19 protein-coding genes are annotated in these 23,845 nt (G+C 46.3%); 3 read left to right on the top strand and 16 right to left on the bottom strand.

Going from position 1 to position 23,845, the window contains the following annotated elements; all coding sequences use genetic code 11:
• Positions 1 to 9: 9 nt before the first annotated feature.
• From ON006_RS01000 to ON006_RS00980, 5 genes are read right to left on the bottom strand one after another with little or no spacing between them, the layout of a single operon-like run.
• Positions 10 to 1,815, bottom strand: coding sequence for a right-handed parallel beta-helix repeat-containing protein (locus ON006_RS01000; RefSeq protein ID WP_244823246.1), 1,806 nt, complete (start codon positions 1,813 to 1,815; stop codon positions 10 to 12).
• A gap of 44 nt (positions 1,816 to 1,859) precedes the next feature.
• Positions 1,860 to 3,590, bottom strand: a complete 1,731-nt coding sequence (locus tag ON006_RS00995) for an alpha-L-fucosidase (protein ID WP_244823245.1) — start codon at positions 3,588 to 3,590, stop codon at positions 1,860 to 1,862.
• Positions 3,587 to 4,876: an L-fucose:H+ symporter permease gene (fucP, locus tag ON006_RS00990; RefSeq protein ID WP_244823244.1), complete on the bottom strand. Its 1,290-nt coding sequence runs from the start codon at positions 4,874 to 4,876 to the stop codon at positions 3,587 to 3,589. Before fucP ends, ON006_RS00995 begins: the two co-directional genes overlap by 4 nt.
• 33 nt (positions 4,877 to 4,909) lie before the next feature.
• Positions 4,910 to 5,677 carry an SDR family NAD(P)-dependent oxidoreductase gene (locus ON006_RS00985; RefSeq protein ID WP_244823243.1) on the bottom strand — a complete coding sequence of 256 codons (768 nt, stop codon included), beginning with the start codon at positions 5,675 to 5,677 and terminating at the stop codon, positions 4,910 to 4,912.
• A 9-nt stretch (positions 5,678 to 5,686) separates the two neighbouring features.
• Entirely contained in the window at positions 5,687 to 6,913 is a 1,227-nt protein-coding gene (locus tag ON006_RS00980) for an enolase C-terminal domain-like protein (protein WP_244823242.1), read from the bottom strand.
• A 279-nt stretch (positions 6,914 to 7,192) separates the two neighbouring features.
• Between ON006_RS00980 and ON006_RS00975 the strand changes: the two genes are divergently transcribed.
• On the top strand, positions 7,193 to 8,077 hold the full coding sequence (locus ON006_RS00975) for a helix-turn-helix domain-containing protein (RefSeq protein WP_244823241.1): 885 nt from the start codon (positions 7,193 to 7,195) through the stop codon (positions 8,075 to 8,077).
• Positions 8,078 to 8,153: 76 nt separating this feature from the next.
• Here ON006_RS00975 and ON006_RS00970 read toward each other — a convergent pair whose 3' ends face one another.
• From ON006_RS00970 to ON006_RS00955, 4 genes are all read right to left on the bottom strand, one after another.
• Entirely contained in the window at positions 8,154 to 9,068 is a 915-nt protein-coding gene (locus tag ON006_RS00970) for an AraC family transcriptional regulator (RefSeq protein ID WP_244823240.1), read from the bottom strand.
• 91 nt (positions 9,069 to 9,159) lie between these two features.
• Positions 9,160 to 10,206 (bottom strand): LacI family DNA-binding transcriptional regulator, encoded by a 1,047-nt coding sequence (locus tag ON006_RS00965; RefSeq protein ID WP_244823239.1) that lies wholly within the window; start codon positions 10,204 to 10,206, stop codon positions 9,160 to 9,162.
• A 200-nt stretch (positions 10,207 to 10,406) separates the two neighbouring features.
• The gene (locus tag ON006_RS00960; protein WP_244823238.1) at positions 10,407 to 11,405 is read right to left on the bottom strand and encodes a 2-hydroxyacid dehydrogenase; all 999 of its coding nucleotides are present in this window, start codon (positions 11,403 to 11,405) and stop codon (positions 10,407 to 10,409) included.
• 207 nt (positions 11,406 to 11,612) lie between these two features.
• Positions 11,613 to 13,751 (bottom strand): tetratricopeptide repeat-containing sensor histidine kinase, encoded by a 2,139-nt coding sequence (locus tag ON006_RS00955; RefSeq protein WP_244823237.1) that lies wholly within the window; start codon positions 13,749 to 13,751, stop codon positions 11,613 to 11,615.
• Positions 13,752 to 13,893: 142 nt separating this feature from the next.
• Between ON006_RS00955 and ON006_RS00950 the strand changes: the two genes are divergently transcribed.
• A complete protein-coding gene (locus tag ON006_RS00950; protein ID WP_244823236.1) occupies positions 13,894 to 14,127 on the top strand; it encodes a hypothetical protein in 234 nt (77 codons plus the stop codon).
• A 7-nt stretch (positions 14,128 to 14,134) separates the two neighbouring features.
• A complete protein-coding gene (locus ON006_RS00945; protein WP_244823235.1) occupies positions 14,135 to 15,511 on the top strand; it encodes a caspase family protein in 1,377 nt (458 codons plus the stop codon).
• A 9-nt stretch (positions 15,512 to 15,520) separates the two neighbouring features.
• Here the strand turns inward: ON006_RS00945 and ON006_RS00940 are convergent, their stop codons facing one another.
• The 7 genes from ON006_RS00940 to ON006_RS00910 form a co-directional block, all read right to left on the bottom strand.
• Complete coding sequence (locus ON006_RS00940) at positions 15,521 to 19,018, bottom strand: caspase family protein (RefSeq protein WP_244823234.1); 3,498 nt, start codon at positions 19,016 to 19,018, stop codon at positions 15,521 to 15,523.
• Entirely contained in the window at positions 18,966 to 19,286 is a 321-nt protein-coding gene (locus ON006_RS00935) for a hypothetical protein (RefSeq protein ID WP_244823233.1), read from the bottom strand. Before ON006_RS00935 ends, ON006_RS00940 begins: the two co-directional genes overlap by 53 nt.
• A 105-nt stretch (positions 19,287 to 19,391) precedes the next feature.
• Positions 19,392 to 19,679, bottom strand: a complete 288-nt coding sequence (locus ON006_RS00930; RefSeq protein ID WP_244823232.1) for a hypothetical protein — start codon at positions 19,677 to 19,679, stop codon at positions 19,392 to 19,394.
• Between the two features lie 303 nt (positions 19,680 to 19,982).
• The gene (locus ON006_RS00925; protein ID WP_244823231.1) at positions 19,983 to 20,951 is read right to left on the bottom strand and encodes a hypothetical protein; all 969 of its coding nucleotides are present in this window, start codon (positions 20,949 to 20,951) and stop codon (positions 19,983 to 19,985) included.
• A 144-nt stretch (positions 20,952 to 21,095) separates the two neighbouring features.
• A complete protein-coding gene (locus ON006_RS00920) occupies positions 21,096 to 22,133 on the bottom strand; it encodes a hypothetical protein (RefSeq protein ID WP_244823230.1) in 1,038 nt (345 codons plus the stop codon).
• Positions 22,134 to 22,203: 70 nt separating this feature from the next.
• Entirely contained in the window at positions 22,204 to 23,484 is a 1,281-nt protein-coding gene (locus ON006_RS00915) for a type II toxin-antitoxin system HipA family toxin (RefSeq protein ID WP_244823229.1), read from the bottom strand.
• Position 23,485: 1 nt separating this feature from the next.
• The gene (locus ON006_RS00910) at positions 23,486 to 23,782 is read right to left on the bottom strand and encodes a helix-turn-helix domain-containing protein (protein WP_244823228.1); all 297 of its coding nucleotides are present in this window, start codon (positions 23,780 to 23,782) and stop codon (positions 23,486 to 23,488) included.
• Positions 23,783 to 23,845: the final 63 nt, after the last annotated feature.

The raw sequence follows: 23,845 nt of genomic DNA, 5'->3' as shown, positions 1-23,845 counted from the left end.
ATTTATAAACTATTTGATCTGAACCGGGATATCTGATTTCAGGTCCTTCTTTACCATTTTACTCGTACTCAGCACAGGTTTCACTGTGTCACCAAAGCGATTACCGTTGATCGTAACCCCGGTGCAAGCCACCAGTTTGATAGCCTCCCTGGCATTCCCCGGCGGTAAAAAGTTTGTGCGCTCGATCGTATTGTTGATAAAAGTCAGCCCGTCTGTACTTAATGCAGACAGCACGGGATCGTCGTACACTTTGAAGACATTGTTCTCTATCCTGATGTTTTTATGCACATAATAGCCCGGTACCAGCTCATGCGCCTCGGGATTAATATTGATCACATAGTTGTTCGGAGCGGAATTGAAACCACATTCGATAAACTGGTTGTTCCGAACGGTAAGGTCGGTGACTATCCCCGATTCATACCAGCCCGAGGCATCGTTCTCTATTAAAATGGCGTGCATTCCGGTCCGGTAGTACACATTGTTTTCAATGATCACCTTGCGGCGGGTCGTAATGAGGTTCCCCCTCGATATGATGCGTTCAAACCTCGAATTTTTGATCGTCACGGCTGGCGTCCAGGTCGTATTTTCGAGCGCGTCCCCTATTTTCAGTTCTTTGGGTAATGCAGCCTGCATTTCGACCAGCATTTCACGCTCGGAAATGAGTCTGGCTGTTTTGACAATACCCTGCCCGAATATTTGCAATGAGGCCGAATGTAAATAAGCCACTGTGTCACCCGCACTGAACGCTTCAAAACCATACGTCTGATGATGCATAAATTTGATTTTCAAGCTGTTGGGAGATACAATTTCCGTTACCTTCAAATGCGTTCCGTGTACATTGATCGGGTCGTCGTGCAAGCCACTGAACCGGCAGTTGCTGATCGTGATCTGGCCGCGGCAACCGGAAAAATGCATTCCATCCGCCGACGAAGCGATTACCCTCCCGCTGTTTTGGGCAGGTTCCACAAAAACGCTGTCGTAATTAAGATTCTCGGAAAACTGTGATACAATGCCCAGCCCGTGCATGGAGTTCATGTGCAGGTTATGCAGGCTGATATTTTTCGAACGGTTGATAAAAGCGCCCACATAGTCGCGGTACCGGTCCCTCACCGTGAGTACCTCGCCCGGCTCGCCTTTGAACTTGGAAAAATCGCCGGTGAACTTCACGGTCAACGGTGCTATCACCTCTGCTTTACTTTTGAGAAACGGCTCCCAGGTGCTGTACAGCAGCATTCCCTTTTCCGGCCGAACGAGCACAGCATGGAAATTCCGCGCTACCCACTTTTCGCCATACCACTCCAATCGTCCATTGATAATGTCAAATTTTGAATCGGGATGTACGGTGGCAATAACCGTCGTCGGTGAGCTTTCTTTAATGGTCATTTCGGACATTCCCGGCCGCTCATAATTGACCGAAATGTTCCGGATAGTGATGTTCTCGCTGCTGTCGATCACCCAGGTGATCATTTTACCATGAAAAACGAATTCTGATCCATTGCCTTCCAGGGTTACATTCTTTAAGCCTTTGAAAAACAAACCAACCCGCTGTTTCTTGACCGGGAATTCTTCCTCGGAGGAACTATTGCTAATGTAGTAATGAGTTTCAACCGCCTTGTCGGGCCAGAAATCGTACCGTCCTTTCGGAAAACTGATCACCGTTTTCTCCTGGGTTTTACTGGCCGTGATTGCCTTTCCGACACTCTCGGTGGCATCACCGAAGCTGTCCGGTTTGGCACCGTAGCTGGTAACGTCAATGACCTGTGCCTGGACGTGGATCGCGAAACCCAACAGTAAGCCGGTAAAATATCTGATCATGTTTTTATACTTCGTTATTTTTTTCTCGATTGTCCAAAGCCTGGTCATTTCGCAGGCGGAAACAATTCAAACTCATTTACACCAAAATATCCGTGGTACTCATTGATCACCAGCCTGAATTTTCGCGCAGTAACCGGTTTAATTTCCTTGTTCCAATCCCCCATTTTCGTATCCTCCGCCAGACTGACCCAGTTTTTGCCTGCCAGGTATTGCACATCAAACTTCCTGATCTCAGAACCATGATACTTTGACTCACCCAGTTTGATTTTCCCTACGACCTGAGGTTTTCCCAGATCCACTTCCAGCCAGCCCGTAGGTTCATACAATTTCAATACCTCTTCGGACAAGTAGTGAATATTTTTGCCGTAAAACTGGTCAAAATCCACATCATTCCGACGTCCTATTTTCCAGCTCGTTTTTGGATTATCATCAAATGCCGCCGCAGGATCGTGGTAAAACTGTCCGACGGAACTGGAAGCAGTGGCCGTTTTTCCATAAGCCATTGAACCAGAAACGGAGAAAGGAATGATCGGCGCGAGTGCGGAAACATTCTGATCCATTGTCAGCACTGCGATGGTCGCGACCGAGTCTATTTTATCTTTCGGGAAACTGATTTTCAGCCCTGCGTTGCTTTGCGTGAAATCAATCTTCGTCCCATCGAGCAGGGCCGCGGTTTTTACTTTGGCAGCAATGGCCGGCAGCGTGAGCTCAGTCTGCGAGCCCGTCAATAGGTGAATGTATACTTTGTTCCCCTTGAATGAGCTGACGTAGTTTTGGGCTGGCGTGTAAATACCTCCTTTGGTACCATAAATAGCCTGCTCATTTTTCGCGATCCAACTGCCCATTTCGCGTGCCCTCGCGGCAAAATTCGAAGGAAAAACACCCGAGCTATCAGGTCCGATGTTAAACAACAGGTTTCCGTTTCCGCCCACACAACGAAGCAGGGTATGCACCGATTCTTTCAAGCTGCGCGGGTTATCATTGAATTTCCACGCCCATTGATGCCCCATATTCGTGCAGGTTTCCCAGGCGGTTTTACTATAACCCGCTACAAACCCTTCCGGTGTCGCGTAGTCGGCGTACTTGCCCACATACCCGTGCGACTCATCGGGGGTCAGCGGTTCCAGCCGGTTGTTGATAATGATTTCGGGTTGTAATTTTCTGGCAAGATCAAAAACTTTTTTGGGGCCTACCGGACTTGGCCAACCTTCAAAATCGATCCACAAAAGGCTTATTTTACCATAATTGGTCAGTAATTCTCTCACCTGTTCCAAAACCCTGTCGGCAAATACGCCATTCATTTTGGGATCGCGGCAGTCGGGATCTTTCCAGTCGGCCACAGAAAAATACCAGCAGATCGGCATATTGGCTTCGTGCGCTGCCTGTGCGAGTTCCTTGCACACATCACGCCCAAAAGGCGTGTTCATGATGTTGTAATCCGTAGTTTTTGTTTCAAACAGGCAAAATCCGTCGTGGTGTTTGGCGGTAAGCACCATGTATTTCATTCCCGAAGCCTTGGCCAGGGCTACCCATTCTTTTGCATTGAATTGCTTGGGGTTAAATCTTCTGTAAAGCGAATCATACTTCGCAGCACCATATCCCTGCCGCGACCAGCTGATCTCCTTCCCGATCAGTGAAACAGGCCCCCAGTGTATAAAAAGGCCCATTTTCGAATCCTGCCACCATTTCAGCCTCTCTGCACGCGGTATTTCCTTTTGAGAAAACCCCTGAAAACCAAAACAAACCAAAAGCACTGCGAGCACTACACTTTTCATAAAACTGAACTATTAAAATTGATATTTTCCGATGGCAAATCCGTCGGACCGGAGGTCACACGGTGACCTTCTTTTGCATAAAAAACCAGGTAGGCGTAACAAATAAGCGGGATAATGAAGGCAGGCTTGATCCCAAAAGAATCGGAAAGCAGCCCCATTACCGGCGGTACTATGGCACCACCCACAATGCTCATGATGATCAGCGATGATCCTGTTTTGGTATAAATCCCAAGATTTTTGATACTGAGTGTAAACAGGATCGGATACATCACGGAGGTGAAGAGTCCGACGAAGGCAATGGCGTAGACAGAAACATATCCGGTACTTAGTATGGAGATGCCGATCAGTGTCATTGCCGCGAGCGAACATGCTGCCAGCATTTTGGAGGGGTTCAAACTCCGAAGCCAGTACGCTCCGGCCAGCCTTCCTACCAGCACCAGCGCCATGTAGAAAGTAATGAACAAAGCGGCATTCTGCTCGGTAAGGCCCGTTATCCCCGATGACTTAGCGTAGCGGATCATAAAACTGACAATGCCTACCTCTGCGCCGAGGTAGCAAAACACGCCCAAAGCGCCCAAAACAGTGTGCCTGAACTTGAAAACAGATTTAAGGCTGCCAGCCGACTCTCCTTCTTCCTGAATGCTCGGAAGCTTGATAAAGTACAGCAGCAGGCCAATCGCGACAAACAAGCCTCCCAAACTCAAATAAGGCATTTTGACAAGCTGCGCTTCTGCATTCAGATATTGGTCCAGCTCTGATGTATTAAACTGCGCGACGGTGGCCGGTGAAACCTCGGTAGCATGCAGCAAAAACCGGCTGCCGACAAATGGCCCGATGGTTGCACCCAGCGACCCTACTGCCGAGGCCAAGCTCAGTCTGCTGGAAGCCCGGTCAGGATCGCCGAGCACGGAAATGTATGGCGTCGCCGTCACTTCCAGAAACGTAAAACCGGCGGCCATGATAAAAAGCGCACCGAGAAAAAGCGGGTAATAACGCGTATCAGCAGCCGGAAAGAACAAAAATGTCCCGGCGGCGGCTGTCAGCAGGCCGGTTACCATGCCTGCTTTGTAACCATATTTACTGATAAACTGCCCGACTGGCAGTGCAAGCAAAAAGTATCCGCCAAAGAAAGCCGACTGCACCAGTGACGACTGAAAATCAGTGAGTTGACAGGCCCTTTTCAAATGCGGGATCAAAATATCATTGATATTGCGACTGAGGTTCCAGATGAACATCAGGCTCATAACGACCAGCAAAGGAATCACGACACCGTTGCGATTTTTCATTGGAAGTGGTTTTCTTTTAAAGCCATTGTCATTTTATTTTTTGTACCCAAGCTCAGCGCCCCCGCTTACCGGCATCATGCAACCCGTCACGAAACGCGCGGCGTCCGAAATCAGAAACAATGCGGCGTCCGCAATGACGTCGCCCTCAGGACAGTAGCCCAATGCATGAATATGGTCCAGGTAATGCTCGATTTCAGCTGTATTGGGTTGTTCCGTGGCCCAATTTCTCAGCATTGGCGTCCAGACACCGGCCGGGCAAACTGCATTGACCCTGATCCCGAACGGAGCATAATCGAGTGCCATTGCCTTGGTTAATGCGCTCATTCCGCCTTTCGTGGCCACATATGCGGCGTGGTTGCCCTGTCCTATTTCTCCTACCATGCTGCTTGTATTGAGTATGCAGCCTTTGGTTTGTTTTAAATGCTCAATTCCATACCGGGTTGTCCAGAAAACGCTTTTCAAATTGACCGAAAACACATTGTCCCACTCTTCCTCGGTAGTTTGGTCCAGCGGTTTCGAAGGATTTGCAATGCCCGCATTGTTATGAATGACATTGATTTTACCAAAAACCGCAACAGTTTTTTCTATAGCAGATTTCACATCATTTCCCGAATTGACATTCCCCGCAAACGTGAATAGTTTCTGACCATTCAATTCAGATCTTAGCTCGTTCAAACCCTTTTCATCGACGTCCATTACAAAAACCTGCGCGCCCGCTTGCAGGTAAGCGATGGCACACGCCCGCCCAATGCCAGCGGCACCGCCTGTGAGAAAGATGACTTTGTCTGCTAATACATTCATATTCAATTATCAGTCTTTTAAATCGCTACTACTGCCGGGAGTCTGCGGTACCTGATAGTAGGCTTCACAAACCTCGGCAGGATTTACAAAATACTGCTTTAAATGTGGAATATGCTCCAAAAACAGATGCTCGTGATCCATTCCAATGTGATTGAACAAAACCAGATGCTGGTGGATCTGTCCCATATCACCCACGTGCGGCACAACCGGTATCCCCATACTCTTGGAAAGCAGGCTAATGGTCAGGAATTCCGAAATCCCGCCGACCCTCACGGCATCCACCTGGCAAAAATCCATGGCTTTGGCCTGAAAGAAATTCTTGAAAATAACTTTGTTAGGAATATGTTCGCCCGTCGCTACTTTGAGCGGCGCGATCGTTCGCGCTATGGTTTGGTGACCGATCACATCGTCGGGGTGCGTTGGTTCCTCGATCCAGAATGGGTTTACCTCGGCCAGTCGCCTGCATATGTCCAGCGCCTGGGGCACATTCCATTTTTGGTTGGCGTCCACCATGATGGTGGCATTGTCCCCGGCAACATTGCGGATCAGTCCTGCCCGGCGAACGTCACGCGCCGGATCATCGGAACCCACTTTTAGCTTCAATGCGGTGAAACCATTGGCCATTGCCTTCTTTGTATTGTCAACTATTTTTTCGTCCGAAAAATTGAACCAGCCCACTGAGGTATCATATCCTCTGTAGCCTGTCGATAAAACACCTTTTCTGTTTTCGCGACCCGGCACATGATCCGTAAGCATGGCAATTGCCTGGTCTCTGGTCAGGACTTCTTCGAGATAACTCAGGTCCAGGGTATTCACGAGCTGCTCCGGGGTAAGGTCCAGCAGCAATTTCCACAGCGGTACCTTCCGTGATTTCGCCCAAAGGTCATAGCACGCATTAACCACAGCCGCCAACGCCAGGTGTACCACGCCTTTGTGCGGCCCAAGCCACCGGAATGAAGGAGAATCGACCATTTTCCGGTATACCGTCCCAAAATCACTCATCAGCTCCTCCATTTCACGACCGACTAGTGACATGGAGAGATATTCTATCGCTTTGCACACCAGATCCGTTCCTACGCCAAGGGTAAACGCAAGCCCAACTCCTGTGATCGATGTGTCGGTTTTCAGACAGCAAACCGCATAAGAGTACTGGGGCGTAGTGTGTGTCGCATCCGAACCAACTCCTGCGGGTAAAACGAATCGCCTGTCTTTTATCTCAATGGATATAATGTGCATGAGTTGTCAAATATCAATATGCTACCAGTAAAAACATGTTTTGCAAATAACCAAAAATGTGAATAGAAAAATTAATCGTGAAAATATAAATATTTAACAATCAGCATATTATGTCCAATATAGCAAGCTGGAAGTCAAAAATATTTTTCAGTATATTCATTCAATCGCTGACTTATTTGAAGATATTATACAAATTTATTGTCCTTTAATCCAGTAAGTTGATTTTAGATTGATATTTTATAATACTATGTTTGCCCCCACTTCCGAATTACCCAGGACATGAAAGCCACCTACGCACTACTGCCGGATTTTGCCCAGATACGCAAACCGTTTTTGGTCAAAAAGATTGTTAGCCCATACTTTTCAACAGACTTTCACTTCCACACCGAGTGTCAGCTGGTATATATATTGTCGGGTTCAGGAACGCGCATTATCGGCGACTCAATCGAACAGTTTGAGGAAGGCGACCTGACGTTTGTCGGCCCGAATGTTCCGCATGTGTGGTACAGCAAGTCGATGGCGGGCAACAATGGCAATGATTCGGTATCACTGGCGCTTTACATTAATCCCGACGCGATCAGCGAAATTCTGGATGGCTTGATCGATACGAAAGAACTAAGGCATTTCTTTAAAGAATCGGAACGTGGTATCAGCATTTGCGGCGAAAAGAAGGCATTAATTGTTGACATTCTTGCGCAAATGCAGGGCCAACGGAGCATTACCCTGCTCACGTCTTTTATGCAGATCATGAGCCACCTGCTGGACCCGAAAGACCTGGTATGGCTCAACATTCCCAACCTGCTTTCGGTGTATACGACCCAGGCGCCAGGGCGTGTACATAAACTGATGCATTACATTCAGCAGAATTTTAAACAGGAAATCACATTGCAACAGGCAGCTTCGGTTTCCGGCCTGCAGATCCATTCTTTCTGCCGGTTTTTCAAATCGCTCACCAATCGTACCTTTTCGGATTTTTTAAATGAGGTGCGGATCGGGTTCGCGAGCAAACTTTTACAGCAGTCCGACCTTCCGGTGACGCAGATCGCGCTGGAATGTGGTTACGTTAATATTTCTTATTTCAACAGGTGTTTCAAAAAGATCAATAAGGTCTCACCGAAAGCTTATCGTACGCTGAGCGCAACGAAAATTGACGAAAAAAAATGATTGTGACCTAACTGACCAATAAGACAGACATTACCCATAACATACGCTTGCAGTAGCTCTGTCCCGTAACCGTCCATTATAAAACGAGTCCTGCCTTCTTTGGTTGAATTTGTTCGCTCAATGACGCACAACGGGTCGACCGGCTATATTCAAAGGGAGTCATATTCATTGTTGCTTTAAACTGCCGGTTAAAATTCGACAGATTGGCAAAACCTGAATCATAACATACCTGTGCTATTTTCATCTTGTTTTCCTGCAACAGCCTGCATGCATAACCGATCCTTACTTCTGCCAGAAAATGGGAGAATGTCTTGCTGGTACGCTGTCGGAAATACCTGCAAAAGGCAGCAGGGCTCATATTAGCCTCCTGTGCAATCCGATCCAGGCTGATTGGGTCTTTAAAATTCTGGACAATGTAGCGGTGTACATGTTGCAGGCGGTCGGCATAAGCTGGCTCCTGGGTAGACGCCATGCGCGCGTCGGTCAGGATTTCTGCTTCGCTCGAAATACTCATGATCCGCAGCAGGTCCAGTAATGTCAGCAGTCTTTCCGTCTGGCTTTCCTCCACCATTTGCGTCATCAGCGAAGCAACCTGATAACGCAATGCGCCTGTCAGTTTCAATCCGGCAGAAGACTTCCAAAGTAACTGCCTGATTTTGAGCAATTCAGGCATATCGAAAAAATCTTTACCTAAAAAGTCATACGAAAAATGAACGGTTATACACTCACAAGCCGACGCATCAGGCTGATCGAAATACTCGGGATCCGATTTCCAGACGTGAGGCAGATTTGAACCCAGCAACACCAGGTCGCCTTCGCTGAACCGTTCCATTTTATTGGATACAAACCTCGTGCCTTTCCCCTTCACAATCAGATTCAGTTCCAATTGAGGATGGTAATGCATTTCATTGTAGAAATAAGCCATGGATCGACGCCTACATGAGAAGGAGTTTCCCGGGCCGGTTGTAACCTTCAGTAAGTACTTTTTCATAAGTATTAAAAAGACTATTTACGTTCGCACCAACATTACGGTCATATATATACGAATAAAAGATCGTTGAGTTTTCATAATAAAATCCAAATCAGGCCGCGAGCACGGGTTCTCTCTTTTTTGGAAAAGAAGACTCGCGAATGACAAGCCGGGGCACCAGTACTCGTTGCTGCACCACCATAGAACTTCCTTTTCTGGCCCTTGAAAGCTGATCGAGCAATAGTTGGGCAGCCACCTCTCCCATTGATTCGCTGAACTGATCCACGCTGGTCAATGATGGAGTAAGGTGCCTTGTAAATTCTTCGTTGCTAAATCCCACCACTCCCAAGTCCTCCGGGACATTCAAATGATGGCTTTTCGCGTAATTAACAACACCTAAGGCCAAAAAATCGCTGGCAGCCAGAATAGCGTCAGGCGGTTCGGGTAGCTGGAACAGTCGCTCCATTGCTACCACTCCCTCATCTTTATTGGGAGAGCATTCATAAATATAATCCTCATTAACCGGCAGGTTATGCTTGGCCAATGCATACTTGTAACCTCGTATTCTCCGGTCGAAAGCAAGGATGTGGGAATGTCCGCCCATATGCGCGATACGCTGGTACCCCATTTCAACCAGATGGTCTACGGCTTTCACGGCACCGATAAAGTCATCGATCACCACGGAACATATACTTTCGGATTCAAATACCCGGTCGAACATCACCAATGGAACTTCCTTGGCCAAAGCTTTATAAAACTCAACGTCTATGGTTTCCATTCCGAGTGAGGCTATCACCCCCTCAACCTTAGCACGCATTAAACCCTCCAGCTGCTTCTTTTCGTGACGTGCACTATCCCGCGACTGGCAAATAATCACATTATATCCCGCGTCGCTCAACAGCTCCTCGGCGCCTTTGATCGCCGTGGAGAAAAATCCGTATTGAATGCCCGGCACCAGGATCCCGATCAACCCGCTCTTCCCTGTGCGAAGAGCACTTGCCATGATATTAGGCTGATAGTCAAGCTCTTTCGCCATCGCCCGAACAGCCGATCTTGTTTCATCGCTGATGCGGGTATTCCCGCTTAAAGCCTTGGACACAGCAGACGGCGTGATCCCGAGTCTCAATGCTATATCGACGATGGTGGCCTTCTTTTTCACTTGAAACTGATTTTATTGGACAAATATATGAATTTGTTCAAACGTTGTAACAAAAGAAAAATTAATTTTCAGACAGTCCCTTTTTGGCCCGACTGGTCAAAACAAACGGCTTTGTTTACAAGTATCTGCCCGGCAAAATGCGGATACTCATTAAGAATTTCAACAGTGAACTTTAAAGATTCAGGATCTTGCTGTATGACTTAAACCAGTATAACTATCTTGTTATCAGGCTCTTTGTTCTTAACGAGCTGATCAATACTGTTTAAGGTTACCTGGGCAATTTCGGATAATGCTTCCTCGGTGAAAAATGCCTGATGGGCAGTAACCAGCACATTTGGAAAGCTCATGAGCCGCTGGATCGTGTCGTCTTCAATGATACTGCCTGAAAGGTCTTTAAAGAATAGCTTATCCTCCTGTTCGTACACATCGATGCCCAGATGTGCAACGTGCTTACTTTTCAGAGCATTGATCACATGTACCGTATTGATCAGTCCTCCGCGGCTGGTATTGATCAGGGTAACCCCTTTTTTCATCATACCCAGCGTTTTTTCATTGATCATATAATGGGTATCTTCATTGAGCGGGCAATGCAATGAAATAATGTCAGAATGCCCCAATACGGCTTCCAGTGGCTGGTACTCGATACCCGATGATTCGAGTTGCCTGCTGGGATAAAGATCATAGGCCACTACTTTACAGCCAAAGCCCTTCATAATCCGGCAGAAAGCCGCACCGATTTTGCCGGTACCGATTACACCCACTGTTTTACCATACAGGTTAAAGCCCAACAACCCATTCAAAGAAAAATTCTGCTCCCGTACCCTATTATAAGCTTTGTGGGTTTTTCGGTTCAGGGTTAATATCATAGCCACCGTATGTTCGGCTACCGCTTGTGGCGAATACTCGGGCACTCGGCATACCCTTATCCCATGGGCACGTGCCGCTTCAAGATCCACATTATTGAAGCCCGCGCACCGCAATGCAATGATTTTTACCCCTTTTTCAGCCAGTACAGCTATTACTTCCGCATTGACCTTGTCGTTGACAAACACACAAACGGCCAACTCATCCTGAACAGCATTGACGATATGCGGGCCTAAATGTGTTTCCAGGTACTCGATCTGAAATCCATAAGGCTTATTATAATGATCAAAAAACTGCTTGTCATAAGGTTTGGCGGAAAAGAAAAGGATTTTCATGGCAGACGGTCGGTGGATATGGCTAAAATAATAAATAACTCTCAAATGATGCTCCGCACATCATTTTTGCCTTCATTTCCAAGTTTAGTGTGCCAGGCGCAGCAGCAACAACCGACGCCATCATTGCTATAAAAGCTCACACCATGTTCAGAAAATTATATCTGGCGAGCTACCAGGGCCTTCACCTGGTTGCTAAGTCTTGAAAAATCAGCCTGGTAAGGTAATGGTAAACACTGCGCCTCCGCCCTCTTTGGGCTGTACATCCATTGTACCTCCATACCCTTTGGTGACAATGTCGTAGCTCAGGGACAAGCCGAGGCCGGTACCCTGCCCGGTTGGTTTGGTAGTGAAAAACGGTTGGAAAATTTTCTTGCGAATGTGCTCAGGCACACCGTCCCCATTGTCGGCAACCGTTATAATGATCTTGTCACTCACCTTTCGGGTACTCATCTCCACCGTGGGATGGTAGCCGGGCTCTGCAGTGTGCTTTTGTTTTTGCTGAACGGCGTAAAAGGCATTGTTCACCAGGTTCAGGACCACCCTGCCCATATCCTGCGGGATCATCATAACTTTACCCAGATCGGGATCAAAATCCTTTTTAATAGTGGCATTGAATGACTTATCCCTGGCACGCAAACCGTGATAACTAAGCCGGCTGTACTCGTCGACCAGCGCATTGATGTCCGTCGGTTCTTTTAATCCGGTACTACTCCGGCTGTGCTGCAGCATACCTTTTACAATGGAATCGGCCCGCTTTCCGTGCTGATTTATTCTTTCCAGATTTTCAATCACTTCGGAGGCGATTTGGCTGGCTTCTTCCGGGTTACCCTTTTCGATTTCGGCCTTCATCTCATCGAGCAGCTCAATGCTCGTTTCCGAAAAGTTATTCACGAAGTTCAGCGGATTCTGAATTTCATGAGCGATACCGGCCGTCAGCTCGCCGAGGCTGGCCATTTTTTCGGATTGTATCAATTGCGCCTGCGCTGATTTGAGTTCATCCAGTGTCTCCTCTGCTTTTTTTCGTTGGGATTCGATGACAATATTCTTTTGTTGTAATTCCTTATAGGTATGGTTCAGCCTCTGTCTGTTGCGGTTAACAATCACCAGGATCACCACTAGCAAGGCCAATGCAGCCAATGCCGAATAGATCATCCATTGCTGCTTCAGATTTTGCTGGTTCAGCTCGTCCTCCTTTTTCGAAAATTCCAGTTTGGCATCATAGGTCGCAGCCACACGCTCGCTTTCCAGGTTCCGCAGGCTGTCCGAATAGATCTTGAATTCTTTAAAATAGGCCAGGCTGTTTTTCCCGTCGCCCAATTTTTCATAAATGACGGATACGATTTCGCTGGCATCGCGTAGCAACTGGGTGTGCCCCATCGTCCTGGCCTGCTGAAACCCTTCGAGTCCATTCCTCAAAGCTTCCTCCAACAATCCCTGCCGCTCCCGCACCCGGGCGAGGCCGATCACGGCTTTGCAGGCAGAAGTGCTGTAACCATGTTGCCTCGATACTTTCGACGCAGCTTCAAAATAAGCGGCAGCTTTGCCCAGACTGTCCATTCGGAAATAGGTGTTGCCGAGCGAATGAGATACCACGGTCAGCATTTCCGGGTTATCGATCCGGCTGGCCAGGGAATAGGCAAGGCTGAGGTTTGTGAGGGCGGCAGGCAATGCATTTTGCTCCACATTCACCTCCGCAATGTTGTTATAGGCGAGTATAACGCCTATGGTATCGGACATTTCCCTGGCGATCAGCAGTGTTTGCTTGTAAGTACTGTCCGCTTCGTCCATTTTACCCTGATAAAAATGAATGATCGCAATGTTGTTCAGCGTACTCGCCATTACAAATTTGTCGTGAATGGCTTCCGCTGATTTCAGCGCCTCATAAAACTCTTTCAATGCAGCCGTATAGTTCCCCTGACTCATATACACCAGCCCGATGTTGTTGCGGATACCCGGGAAAGCCGTTTTGTACCCAATCTTGTCGGCTACTTCATAACTTTTCCGGTACCAGCTCAATGCATTGGTATAGTCACCCTTGGTCATATAGGCATTACCGGTAATTTTGTAGCCATCGGACTCGCCTTCCCTGTAAGCTATCAAATCGCAGTTCAGTGTATTGATCTGTAATATTTTCAATGCACTGTCAGGATAGCTATCGGCATATAAGAATGCAATTTGGTTGACCACATTCAGGTAGGCGGTGTCACGGGAGTAATTTTCATTCTTTTCCAATCGCTTCTGCCGCTCCTTCAACGAACGCAGGCTACCTGTTTGCCCATTGGCCCGGAGCAAAAAGCAAAACGACACAAAGACTGTCAAAAAGGCAATTTTTGCCAATCGATCCATGAACGAGACACGATTAAAATGATGCGAAGTATACACGTCTGGTAACGAATGGTATACGATAAAGCAGAGTTACAAATATTCCAGATATTTTTTCACAATTCTAAGACCAATTTACTAACTTGGACAAACTAAATTTGATGTTATGCCACAGAAAATTAACAAAATCAAATTATCCAGCCTCTTTACAGTCGTCTTGCTTACTTCACTGATGTTTGTTTCGTGTAACAAAGAAAAGAAATCAGAAGAGGCGGAAGGTGCTGCCGCGGATACCACGCAAGTTATTGATTCGAAAATGGCACCGGACAGCGCGGCTACCGACAGCTTGCCGGCATTGGACAGTTCGGCTTCAACAAGGCCCGAACCCCGGAAAACCTAGTAGGAATATGAGCAAGAAACCCTTTTCCGGCCGGATTGAGTTATTTCGAAAGTGTACCGCGGCAGGGTTTTTTGCCATTTTATTGACTGCTGCCACTCTAAAATCCAACGGGCAGTCGTATTTCTATTTCGAGAACAAACTATCCCTCTCACAGGATTCCTCCTTAACCTACTACACTTTTCTAACCCTGTACAACAATGGCAGTGGGGTTGCACGTATACGGTATATCGAACCTTCGTCGGGCGAAAACAGGCTTACTGAAATCAACCTCCTCGATTCCGCCGATACACATGGCGGCATTTACAGCCAGGAGCATTATCTGATACACGAAGGAGATCCATTACCGGTCGAAGGCGCGATTACAGGCTTTCATATGCCCCGGTTTGTATTCAAAATGCAGAACGAGGAAAACGACATTTTTTACGTACCCGATTCCATTGCTTATCAATGGCCCGACGGAAGCTGGCGAATGTCTGAGATGCTGGTCAATCAACAAAAGAGCCACCGGGAGCTGAGAAAGGAACGGGAATTTGTCTCAGTCTTTTTTAGTGAATCAGATGAATTTTACATGTACCTGTATAACATGCGCACGTCGCCGCGTGACCCGGAAAAAAGGAAGGAGAAACTTTACCTGATTACCGTTGCCAACACCCTCGACTCGACTGTGGGTAACAGCACACAAAGGGATATGGCGAATGTGGTAAACATATTTACCCAGCTGGCCACGGACATGAACATGGATATCCTGACACAAAAAATCATGGACAATAACCTTAGCAAAAAGGCTGTGGAGCTCGTTTTGGCAAAATTACGCCCCTCATCTGTGGATGTCGTGGTGTTTTATTACAGCGGGCATGGTTTCAGATATTCCAATGATGTGAGCGAGTATCCCCGAATATCGCTGCGTATTAACCAGAAAACGGAGCTGAGTAAAAGTAACATGAGCGTGGAGGGTATTTACAAATTATTGCTCCAAAAGAAGGCCAAAGTCACGCTTGTCCTCAGCGATTGCTGCAATGGCGATATCGGTGAACATGCTCCCTTCGGCCCCACTTTTATGAAATCCAGGGCTCCCTCGGGAGACTCCAAACCGGTGCTGAACAAGGGGATCGCTAGCCGTCTGTTTTTTCCTGCCAAACCCCTGTCCATACTCATCGGCTCAGCCGACAAAAACCAGCTTGCGGTGGGCAACCCTTCAATGGGCGGGTATTTTACCAATTCGTTTGCCGTGGAGCTTCGTAAAGTGCTATACGGCATGCCCGGTGATGCTACCTGGCTGAGCATACTGGCCAACACAAGGAAGCAGGCAAGCTGGTTGGCTCTTGCTGCCCTGTGCGGGGAAAATCGCTGCGTACAATCGGCGAGATTTGTCGTGAGGCCTTAGCGTCAGCTACTAGTCAGGTATCATGTAAGCCATTGAGGGAAGTGTTACCTCCTCCTTCATCACCTGGTAGCTGGTTTCGAACAGTCTTGGGGAATATTTTCTAGTCAATGCTTTCCATTGAACCGATGTTCGTAACACGTTCCACGCAGGGTCAGTTTCCAACACATAGCCATAAGAGAAGCCACTTTGCAGACTTCGCTTCAGGGCGTATAGTGCCTTTTCATTTTGTTTAAGCAAAGCATGCAACCGGGCAACTGTGTAAAACCGGAGCGCATTCACACTATCCGGGTTGGTCGGGCCGGCATCCGCGGCAGCTATGGCGTTGAGATGCCGTAGCGCGGTGTTATTTTTTCCGACCAGCCAATTTGATTTCGCATACACCATGGCCAAAGCCGCCTTTTCAGCACCATTGACCGAGCTGATCTTACTTAAAACTTCCAATGCTTTGGCCGTCGCTCCGCTCATTGCATATCCGTTGGCCAATTGCATATCTTGGGTTTGGGTCGTCTTGCGAAGCTTGTGCAGGGCTTCCAGCTGGTTCATCGCGAAGACTGATTCATTGATCGCAAAGCTATAATCGATGATTTTAGTCTGGAGTGTCGCGTCCGCATGCTGATTTTGGATGATCTCTTTATAGGTATCCAAAGCTGTTTTTTGATTTCCCGTCCAGCTGCTAAGGTCGGCGATGGCTTCGAGCAATAGCGGGTTGGGCTGCGCATCACCGGAAAGTTTCACAGCAAGCCGGAGACTTCCCAGCGCCTCGTCCAACGGATCGTACTTAGGCGTAGCAATGATAATGGTATCACCGGTACCGGGTAAATCAAACTGAATCTCCTGATGTTCGGGCAAATTCCCTGTCACATCCGAAAATAAAAAGGGGTAAGCATATTTCTTAATGCCTTCATACGCTGTTACATACTTACTGACCGGCACTTTCCGAAAAGCAAGCAAAAGTCTTTGATACAAAAACATACCTGCTTTTTCCTGCCATTCCGAATCACGTGGAAAACGTCTGAGCATTCTTTGATAAAAATTGAAAGTAGCCGCTTCCGCCTGTCGGTTGATCGTGGCCCAATAGAAATTATAATTTACTCCTGAGATAATTTGAAACGGGCTTGGTTGTGTTTGTTTTCCTCTGAGATAGCCGGCTTCGCGATTGCGCTGCACTTGTTGCAAATAAGTTTTTTCAGCCATCAGGTAATCACCTGACTTTTCGAATAAACTGGCCATCTTAATATATCCACCCATATTCACGGGCGCCTCGTACCGGGCAATCAATTCTTCCTGATTCCCGCGGCTGTCCATTGTTTCAAAAAGTTTGTCGCGGTCGGCCCCAGGCGGTATTTCAAACCCTTTAAAAATCGCCTGATCCGTTTGCTTTTCATTTTCTAGGGCAATAATGATCGCATATTGTTCCTGTGCCTTTCTAGTGTCACCCTCCCGATCGTAACGACCGGCCAGCAAATAATGATCCTGCAACTGGTCGTCTGCTGTTTTCAAAAAATCGCCGCCCGGAGGCCCTCCCAATTCCGGCCCGTATCTGAAACTCTGATCATTGATTGCAAAAGCGATCTTCCGTGCCGAAGCCGCCGCCAAAAACCAGTCCGCCTTCTCATAATCACCGGTACTTATATACAGGCCACCCAGCCTTTCATAAGGAAGAAAGTGAACATTATTTTTCACGATTGCTTTGCTCAAATAGCTTTCTGCCCTGAGCAAATCCCCTTGTTCGGCCATCACGATACCTGCATTCATGAAGGTATAAGACAGGTCGGGCTGCAATGAATCCGCTACCTCAATGGCTTCGCTTGCTTTTTTTAAATTCCGGGTCGCCAGGCCCAGCCTGATCTGATTACTCCACGGCACTGCCCAGGTTGGGGACAGTTCTTTGGCCAGATTAAAATGATAATCAGCCAGCGTGTACTTTTTGCTCCGCAGGTACAGGTTACCCGTTTCATTGTGAATGTAGGCTGCATAAGGCTCCAACTTCATTGCTTTTTGCTGATACTGCAATGCACGCGCCAGCAACGCCGAAGTATTCGGAGCCGTCGCCATTTCCAGCCGGGCAACCAGCCCGCTGATATATGCCTCCTGCACAGAAAGCAGCTGGTACAGGTAATGCTGCTTGGGCGCTATCTGTAATGCAACACGAAGCATACTGATAAAATCACTGTACCGTCTGTTGCCCGCATAGTAATACTGCCTTTTTTCAAGTTCAGCAAGGTCGCCTTCCAGGTACGCATTGACCATGTCCTGAGCCAGGCCATGCACCATCTGAACCAATCGCTCATTGAAATTATTGACTACTGCTTTGCTCTTTATCAACTGGCTTTTGAGTAGTAGCAAAGTGTCGGTATCTGCAAAAAAATAGCTAGCGTCCGCCTCAACATTGCTGGCTATCAATGAATCCACCTGGCGGTTTAATTGTAGCTGATACGCAATACAGTCCGTTACGATTCTTGATGGCAGACTATCCTTTGGTACTTTGGCGTAGCCCGAAAAACGCAGTTTGGTTTCGATCGTTTTTGTTTTCATCAGCCCAAACAAGTAATCAATAGGCTGTATACCGAGCGGTTTGAAAATCCGCAACATTGACTGACCCTGCTCGCCAGGTTTCGCATGCGACGCGGTAATGTTTTCTTGCTTCAACATAGTAGTATCTACCACCGCCATGACTTGAAACGGGTTGCCATCCAGAACGGGATGCTGTTTGCGTGCGTTGGCTATCAGTACTTTGTCCGCAGTAAAAGCGGAGTCAAGATAGCGGTTCAATTCTTCGAGCTGTATGGTATCGTTGCGGTTCAGGTCGGCCAGTCCATTTAAGCCTTTTAACAAATAATAAGAGAATACCCCTCGCCCGCCGCCCCAGTCGTCCCCTTCGGCAGCTTCCTCATCCACCGCACAGGCCGCCAGTCTTACTTCGTTATTCAATATCAATTTTAACTGACTAGCTACCAGCTGCTTGCCCTTGTAATAGTCTCCGGCGAGCTTCCCGGTATGGCAGGCATCGGTCACTAAAACCACGGTAGCGTTGGCTTTTACCGAAAGATGATTTGCCACTTTGTTCAGATCTTCAATGGTGATGGCATTGTTACGGTAGTTGCCAGACGGCGAGTTATAGGCGAGCAAGTACCCCAGGCTGAAAGCATTTTGAGTCTCCACATCCCCGTGACCGGAAAAGTAGATATACGCCTTGTCATTAGCCGTACAACGTTCCTGCAGCCAGTTCAAGGCATCATAAATGGCAGCAATGGTTGCTTCTTCGTTTTGCAGCAATCTGATGTGATCAGCGGGAACACTTCCGCCCGCTTTGGTTTGCAGATGTAATGCGAACAGCCCTGCATCCCTATCCGCAAATTGCAATGTAGACAGGCTGGCATGCTGATAATGCGTGATACCTATCACGACTGCATACGTGTTACTGCGGATAGTGTCCTGCCCGAGAATGGTAAGATTAAAACCTGTCAGGAAAATCCAAAGCAGCGAAAGTCGTTTTCCCCGGGCCATAAAATGATATTTTGCCTAGTGGAAATATAACAAAAAAATAGAGAGGAGCCATTTTCACCAGTACACAATATTTCCGCGACGGATCAACGACTTGAAAGGTGAAATCTCGCAAACAGCTTCGGTCACTGCAAACAAACCTAAAAAGCGCAATGTTCATTCTCTTTTGAAACGTATTCTGCTTCTTCTGCGCAGTCATTTCAGCCAGGCCCAGCACATTCTCATAGGCAAGATTGACATTGATCATAGCTTCCAGCCGGCCATTGGCCACTTTTTTCTGTTTTAATGGAGCGTGCCTGCTTACCGATCCGACTATTTTTTCGGTCCGATAAGCTAGCTTTAAAAAAAAGGACTGTCACCAACAGTCCTCCAATTCCTACACTTTAGCGCCCATCTTCTCAAAACCCTCCCAAAGCACCTTCACATCAAAAAGCGCCGACTTTTCGGCCTTATCACACGGAATATCCGAATGATAAAGCGCCAGATCATGGATCATTTTGAGAGAATGCGCCAGCTCCTCACAGCCCTGACATTCTACGAGATACCAAAACTCGGCTTGTGATTGCGTCAGCGGATCGCCGACATTTGACGCGTGACGGGCATCATTCGTTGGGTTGACTGAATTTGCATTCGAGTCAACACCAGAACCATCTGAAGTTTGCATTGGCAATGGTTTTTGGATGAATAAATAAGGAGAGGTCACCGCAAACTTCAACGAAGAAACACTTCGGCCAGGTTTCGGGACTTGCACCCGTATGCCTCTCCAAGGCCATTTTGGCCTGGCTGTTCTAATAAAATTCATAAAGTGTTTCTAAAAAGTTTGCGGAAGCAAGGTAAGAAATTTCCATTGTTAACTTAGGCGGAAAATTGTCCCTCGCAGTACATCGTAAAGCGGATAGCCCAAGGGTAAATATTTGTTCGAATAACTTAAATACCTAAGTGATTGATTTATAGTGTGATATGAAATTTAATCGACTAAGGTTTCGATCTTTAGGTACTGCCTAATATATACTAGTATTTCTTTGGCACTGGGTTCAAGTGGCTTGCTTTCATGATTATATTTATTCCAAATTCCGGACAAGTCTAGATTTTCCAATGATTTGGCATTCGGAAATCTTTCCGGAAGCTCCTGAGCAATTTTTGTGAGAATCTTTCCTACTAACCACAAGTTCTCACCGACTTTACTCTCAAACTCCACCAACTTGTTTTTTAGAGGCACTGGAAGTAGCGGGGAAGCAATCAGAGTATTTAATTTTTGCATTTCATCATAATACTTTTTTGAAAAATGGATTTGGCCAAAATCATATCGCCTCCATTTATCCAACAAAAGCGCTGGATTATTTATCTCAATTCTCTCTTGCGGCTTAATTTTTTCATAGTATTCAGGTGAGTGAAAATTTTCTTCCATGTACTTACCAGTTACAACAGCACCTGAGAATTGCGAATAAAGCTCTTTCAACGTATCTTCATTAATCTTAATCTCTTTCTCGTAAAACGTTGAAACAAAATCATTGAACATTAGTCTAGCATTTCCGGATACTATAAAGTTGAAGTCAAATTGATGGCTAAAATCGGTTTCGGTTTTACTCTGAAAAAATGCCAATATTTCTTCAAAGGATTTTATCTGCATTTTGAATATTTCAGTCCTAATTGGCGTAAATAGCGTCTTCCTAGCCTGCTTATAGGTGAGTATTGTCACGCAGCCAACAACTATGAAAAATATTATTTGAAAAATATCTTTGACTGATCCTATCAAGAATGAAAGTTTATTTTTTGATAAATTTAACTCATGTCTATAAAGATAGACAACAATTAAACTGGCTATCGAAAAGAATAAAGCGGTCACATAAATTGCCAACGGATGAAATTTGGGCATACCGAATTTTATAAGTTGGTTGATTTTTGATTTTTGAGGGTCAATGGATTTAATAGACATTCGAAAATATTTTTTGGTTAAAGAATGAATGTATCAATAATATTAACTATACTCTATATATTTTGAACAGTGAAATATTAGTGGGGAATTAAAATGGTACTTAAGTTTGGTAACCTTCTTATGCTAAAATGATTTTCGTTACTTTTATTGTTCATCACTTAGCTTCGCGCCCATTATAACTTTTACATCTTTTTTACGACTGTCGTTAAATCCTCTAAGATGCTTGTTTGCGGCTCTTGCATTTTTGTTACCCACGGAGTTATAGACTTTCGTTCGTTGTTCGAAGCTTTCTTTCGTACCAATGACTTGCCCTTTTTCGGTTATCAGATAATTGAACTTCCATTTACTGTCCGAATTCATGATGAACTGTATTTTTGAGATAGGCACCTCGGTTAATAAATCCGTAATTTCTGATTTTACCTTGTCCAGGCGCTTTTTACTGAATGCTTTTTTAATTGCGCCTTCGTATCTTGTTTTGGCAATCAGCTCAATATGAGGCTTCCCCGGTATGTCGAATATAACCGAAACGGGCTTATTTTTTGGAACCATCTGCCGAAGAGAATCGCGTAACACCTTAAAAAGATGCTTCATTGTTTCGAAGCTCTTTTCAACCATAACCTCCGCCGCCTTATCTGCAACCGCCTCTCCCAGTTTTTTTAATATCGGTTTTGAAAATTGGTAAAGAGCTTGAAATTCAAGAAAGCGAAATACAATCTCTGGATCTGGGATATCGGACTTCCTACTAAGGAAGTTTACCTCGATTGGATCCGGAGACTGTTCCTTGATTTTTTCAGCAAAGCTAAATGCCTGCTCACGCGGCGTAAAGTTGATGGTATCGAATGCTACCTCTATTTTGCTCAACTGAGAATCGTCCACTTCAATAAATTGAAATGCATCATCAAACTGCTGAATCATTAGTTTTGGATTCCAGGTAACCTGCTCAGGATCCGGAAAGCTTACCATCTCAACTAGAAGATAATGAAATCCATCCTTTTCAACTACCTGAGCATTCTCTAACCTACCCATTGGTGGAAAGTCTCGCCGATGCTCAACTGACATTTTAATTTTCTTCTCTCCCAAATTTATCTTAACGCACAAATCTTCCAATGCCTCTCTGGTGATCATATCTCCATGACTGTCTACGTGAGTTGACGCCATCGTAGCTTGATAACGCTTATTCATATTTCATAGAATTAATGATTGTTAGACACCCAAACTAATATCGGAATAAATAATTCAATACAACAGACAATCAATTGGATATTAGTTTTGCGTCAACTGCATTTCGCGCCCAAAACGCCGAAGCCATCAATGTCTGCTCGCCGCGACTAATTCCAATTTCACCTGCCACCTTCTTCCATTCCGTCACAGCTGATTTCACCTGATCCAGTATTTCATCCATTTCCTTTTCACGCAGGCGAAAGTAAACTCCTACCTGCTTCGCCAAATCCAAATCGAGTTGGTTGTTATCCATGTCGATATTCAGTGCAAGTCCGTCTTTGTCGATGGAAGGATTTATATCAAAAGCTGGCGATAGTCTCCACCCGGTGGCAGTTAGCAGAAACCCGTGATTGCGCAGATGGTCGTCGGTGTTGGAAATCAGAATATTAAATACCATTCGCCGCCAGAGTTGAGCCAGATCTTCGGCAATGTTGCTTCCTGAAAACTGTATAAATTCAACTATATCGAGATAGGAAGGCGTATCATCGCGGATCAATTCCTCACTTTTACCGGTCATCGTCATGGCGGAGGCAAAATGGATGCGGGTACTTTTTTCTCTGTCAAATCGCTTCGTAAAAAAGGTATGATATTTTCCTGCCACAAGTTCCAGTTTACTTTCGGCCATCTCAATTCCTGCATTAATTGCCAGCCGGTAAGCCAGGTATTCCCAAGCCGCGCGGTCGGTTGTATCGTTTTTTGAAGGAAACTTCGCGATCCAGGGCTGCCCTTTTTCGTCGAGGATATTAGCTTTGGGCCTGGCGCCACCGAGAGAGGAGCCCGGCGCCATCAGCATAGCCAACCATTTTCTTACTTCCGCGGTATCTTCATTGGACTCGATGAGCGCAGCTCCATGTTGAAGTTCACGGACAGTCGCCCAGGGCGGCGTTGGCGAAACCGGATCATTATCTAAAAATGGCCCGCCCGGATCGAGTTTAAACCGCAATGCACCCATTCGACTTTCGTCATGGACTCCCAAAAGAAAATCGATATCATACAATGTCGGAGCCTGCTTCCCATTTTGCTTTGCAAGAATGGACGCCCTTCTTTTCATGAGCGTGCGCCCCCAGGTGTCGGGCATAGAGTCGAGAAATACGCCGAAGTTTTCCTTTTGGTTAGGATATTGCGCGCCGCCAAACCAGGCAATGTCAGGGTCGAGCAGGAATTGTTCATGCGAAGCGATCCAGTCTTTTTGATACGTAAAGCTGAATGATTTCCTGCCCTTGGCTTGCTGCGCAGAAAGCCCCCCGATCAACTTCGGCCCGGCCATACCGATCCAATCTGCATAAACATAAATGTCCGTCCGGTCTGCCATACTACGATTTGCCAATCAGCTTCAAATCCTGCAATTTTCTTCCCAACTCATCATCAGCAGCCAATTTGAGAAAATCATCCTGCAAACCCAGGACTCTCAAAACATTGAAATACGCGCCTATCGACACACTTGGGTTACCCTTCTCAATGTGATACAACGTAGTCCGGTCGATTCCGGCCCGCTCAGAAACCTGAATGGTGGTAAGCTTCCTTCGCTTGCGGGCCAGTTTGATGTTTTCGCCTAACTGTTCCAGGATTTTTAGAAATCTAGGGAGTAAGATTTGTTTCTTGGTTTGCATAATGTTGATTATTGCAAACAAAAATATGGATATTGTTTATAATAATCAACACGCTTTATATTG

This window comes from Dyadobacter pollutisoli, from assembly GCF_026625565.1.
Classification (GTDB): domain Bacteria; phylum Bacteroidota; class Bacteroidia; order Cytophagales; family Spirosomataceae; genus Dyadobacter; species Dyadobacter pollutisoli.
This window is presented reverse-complemented; position numbering and strand designations above follow the sequence as displayed.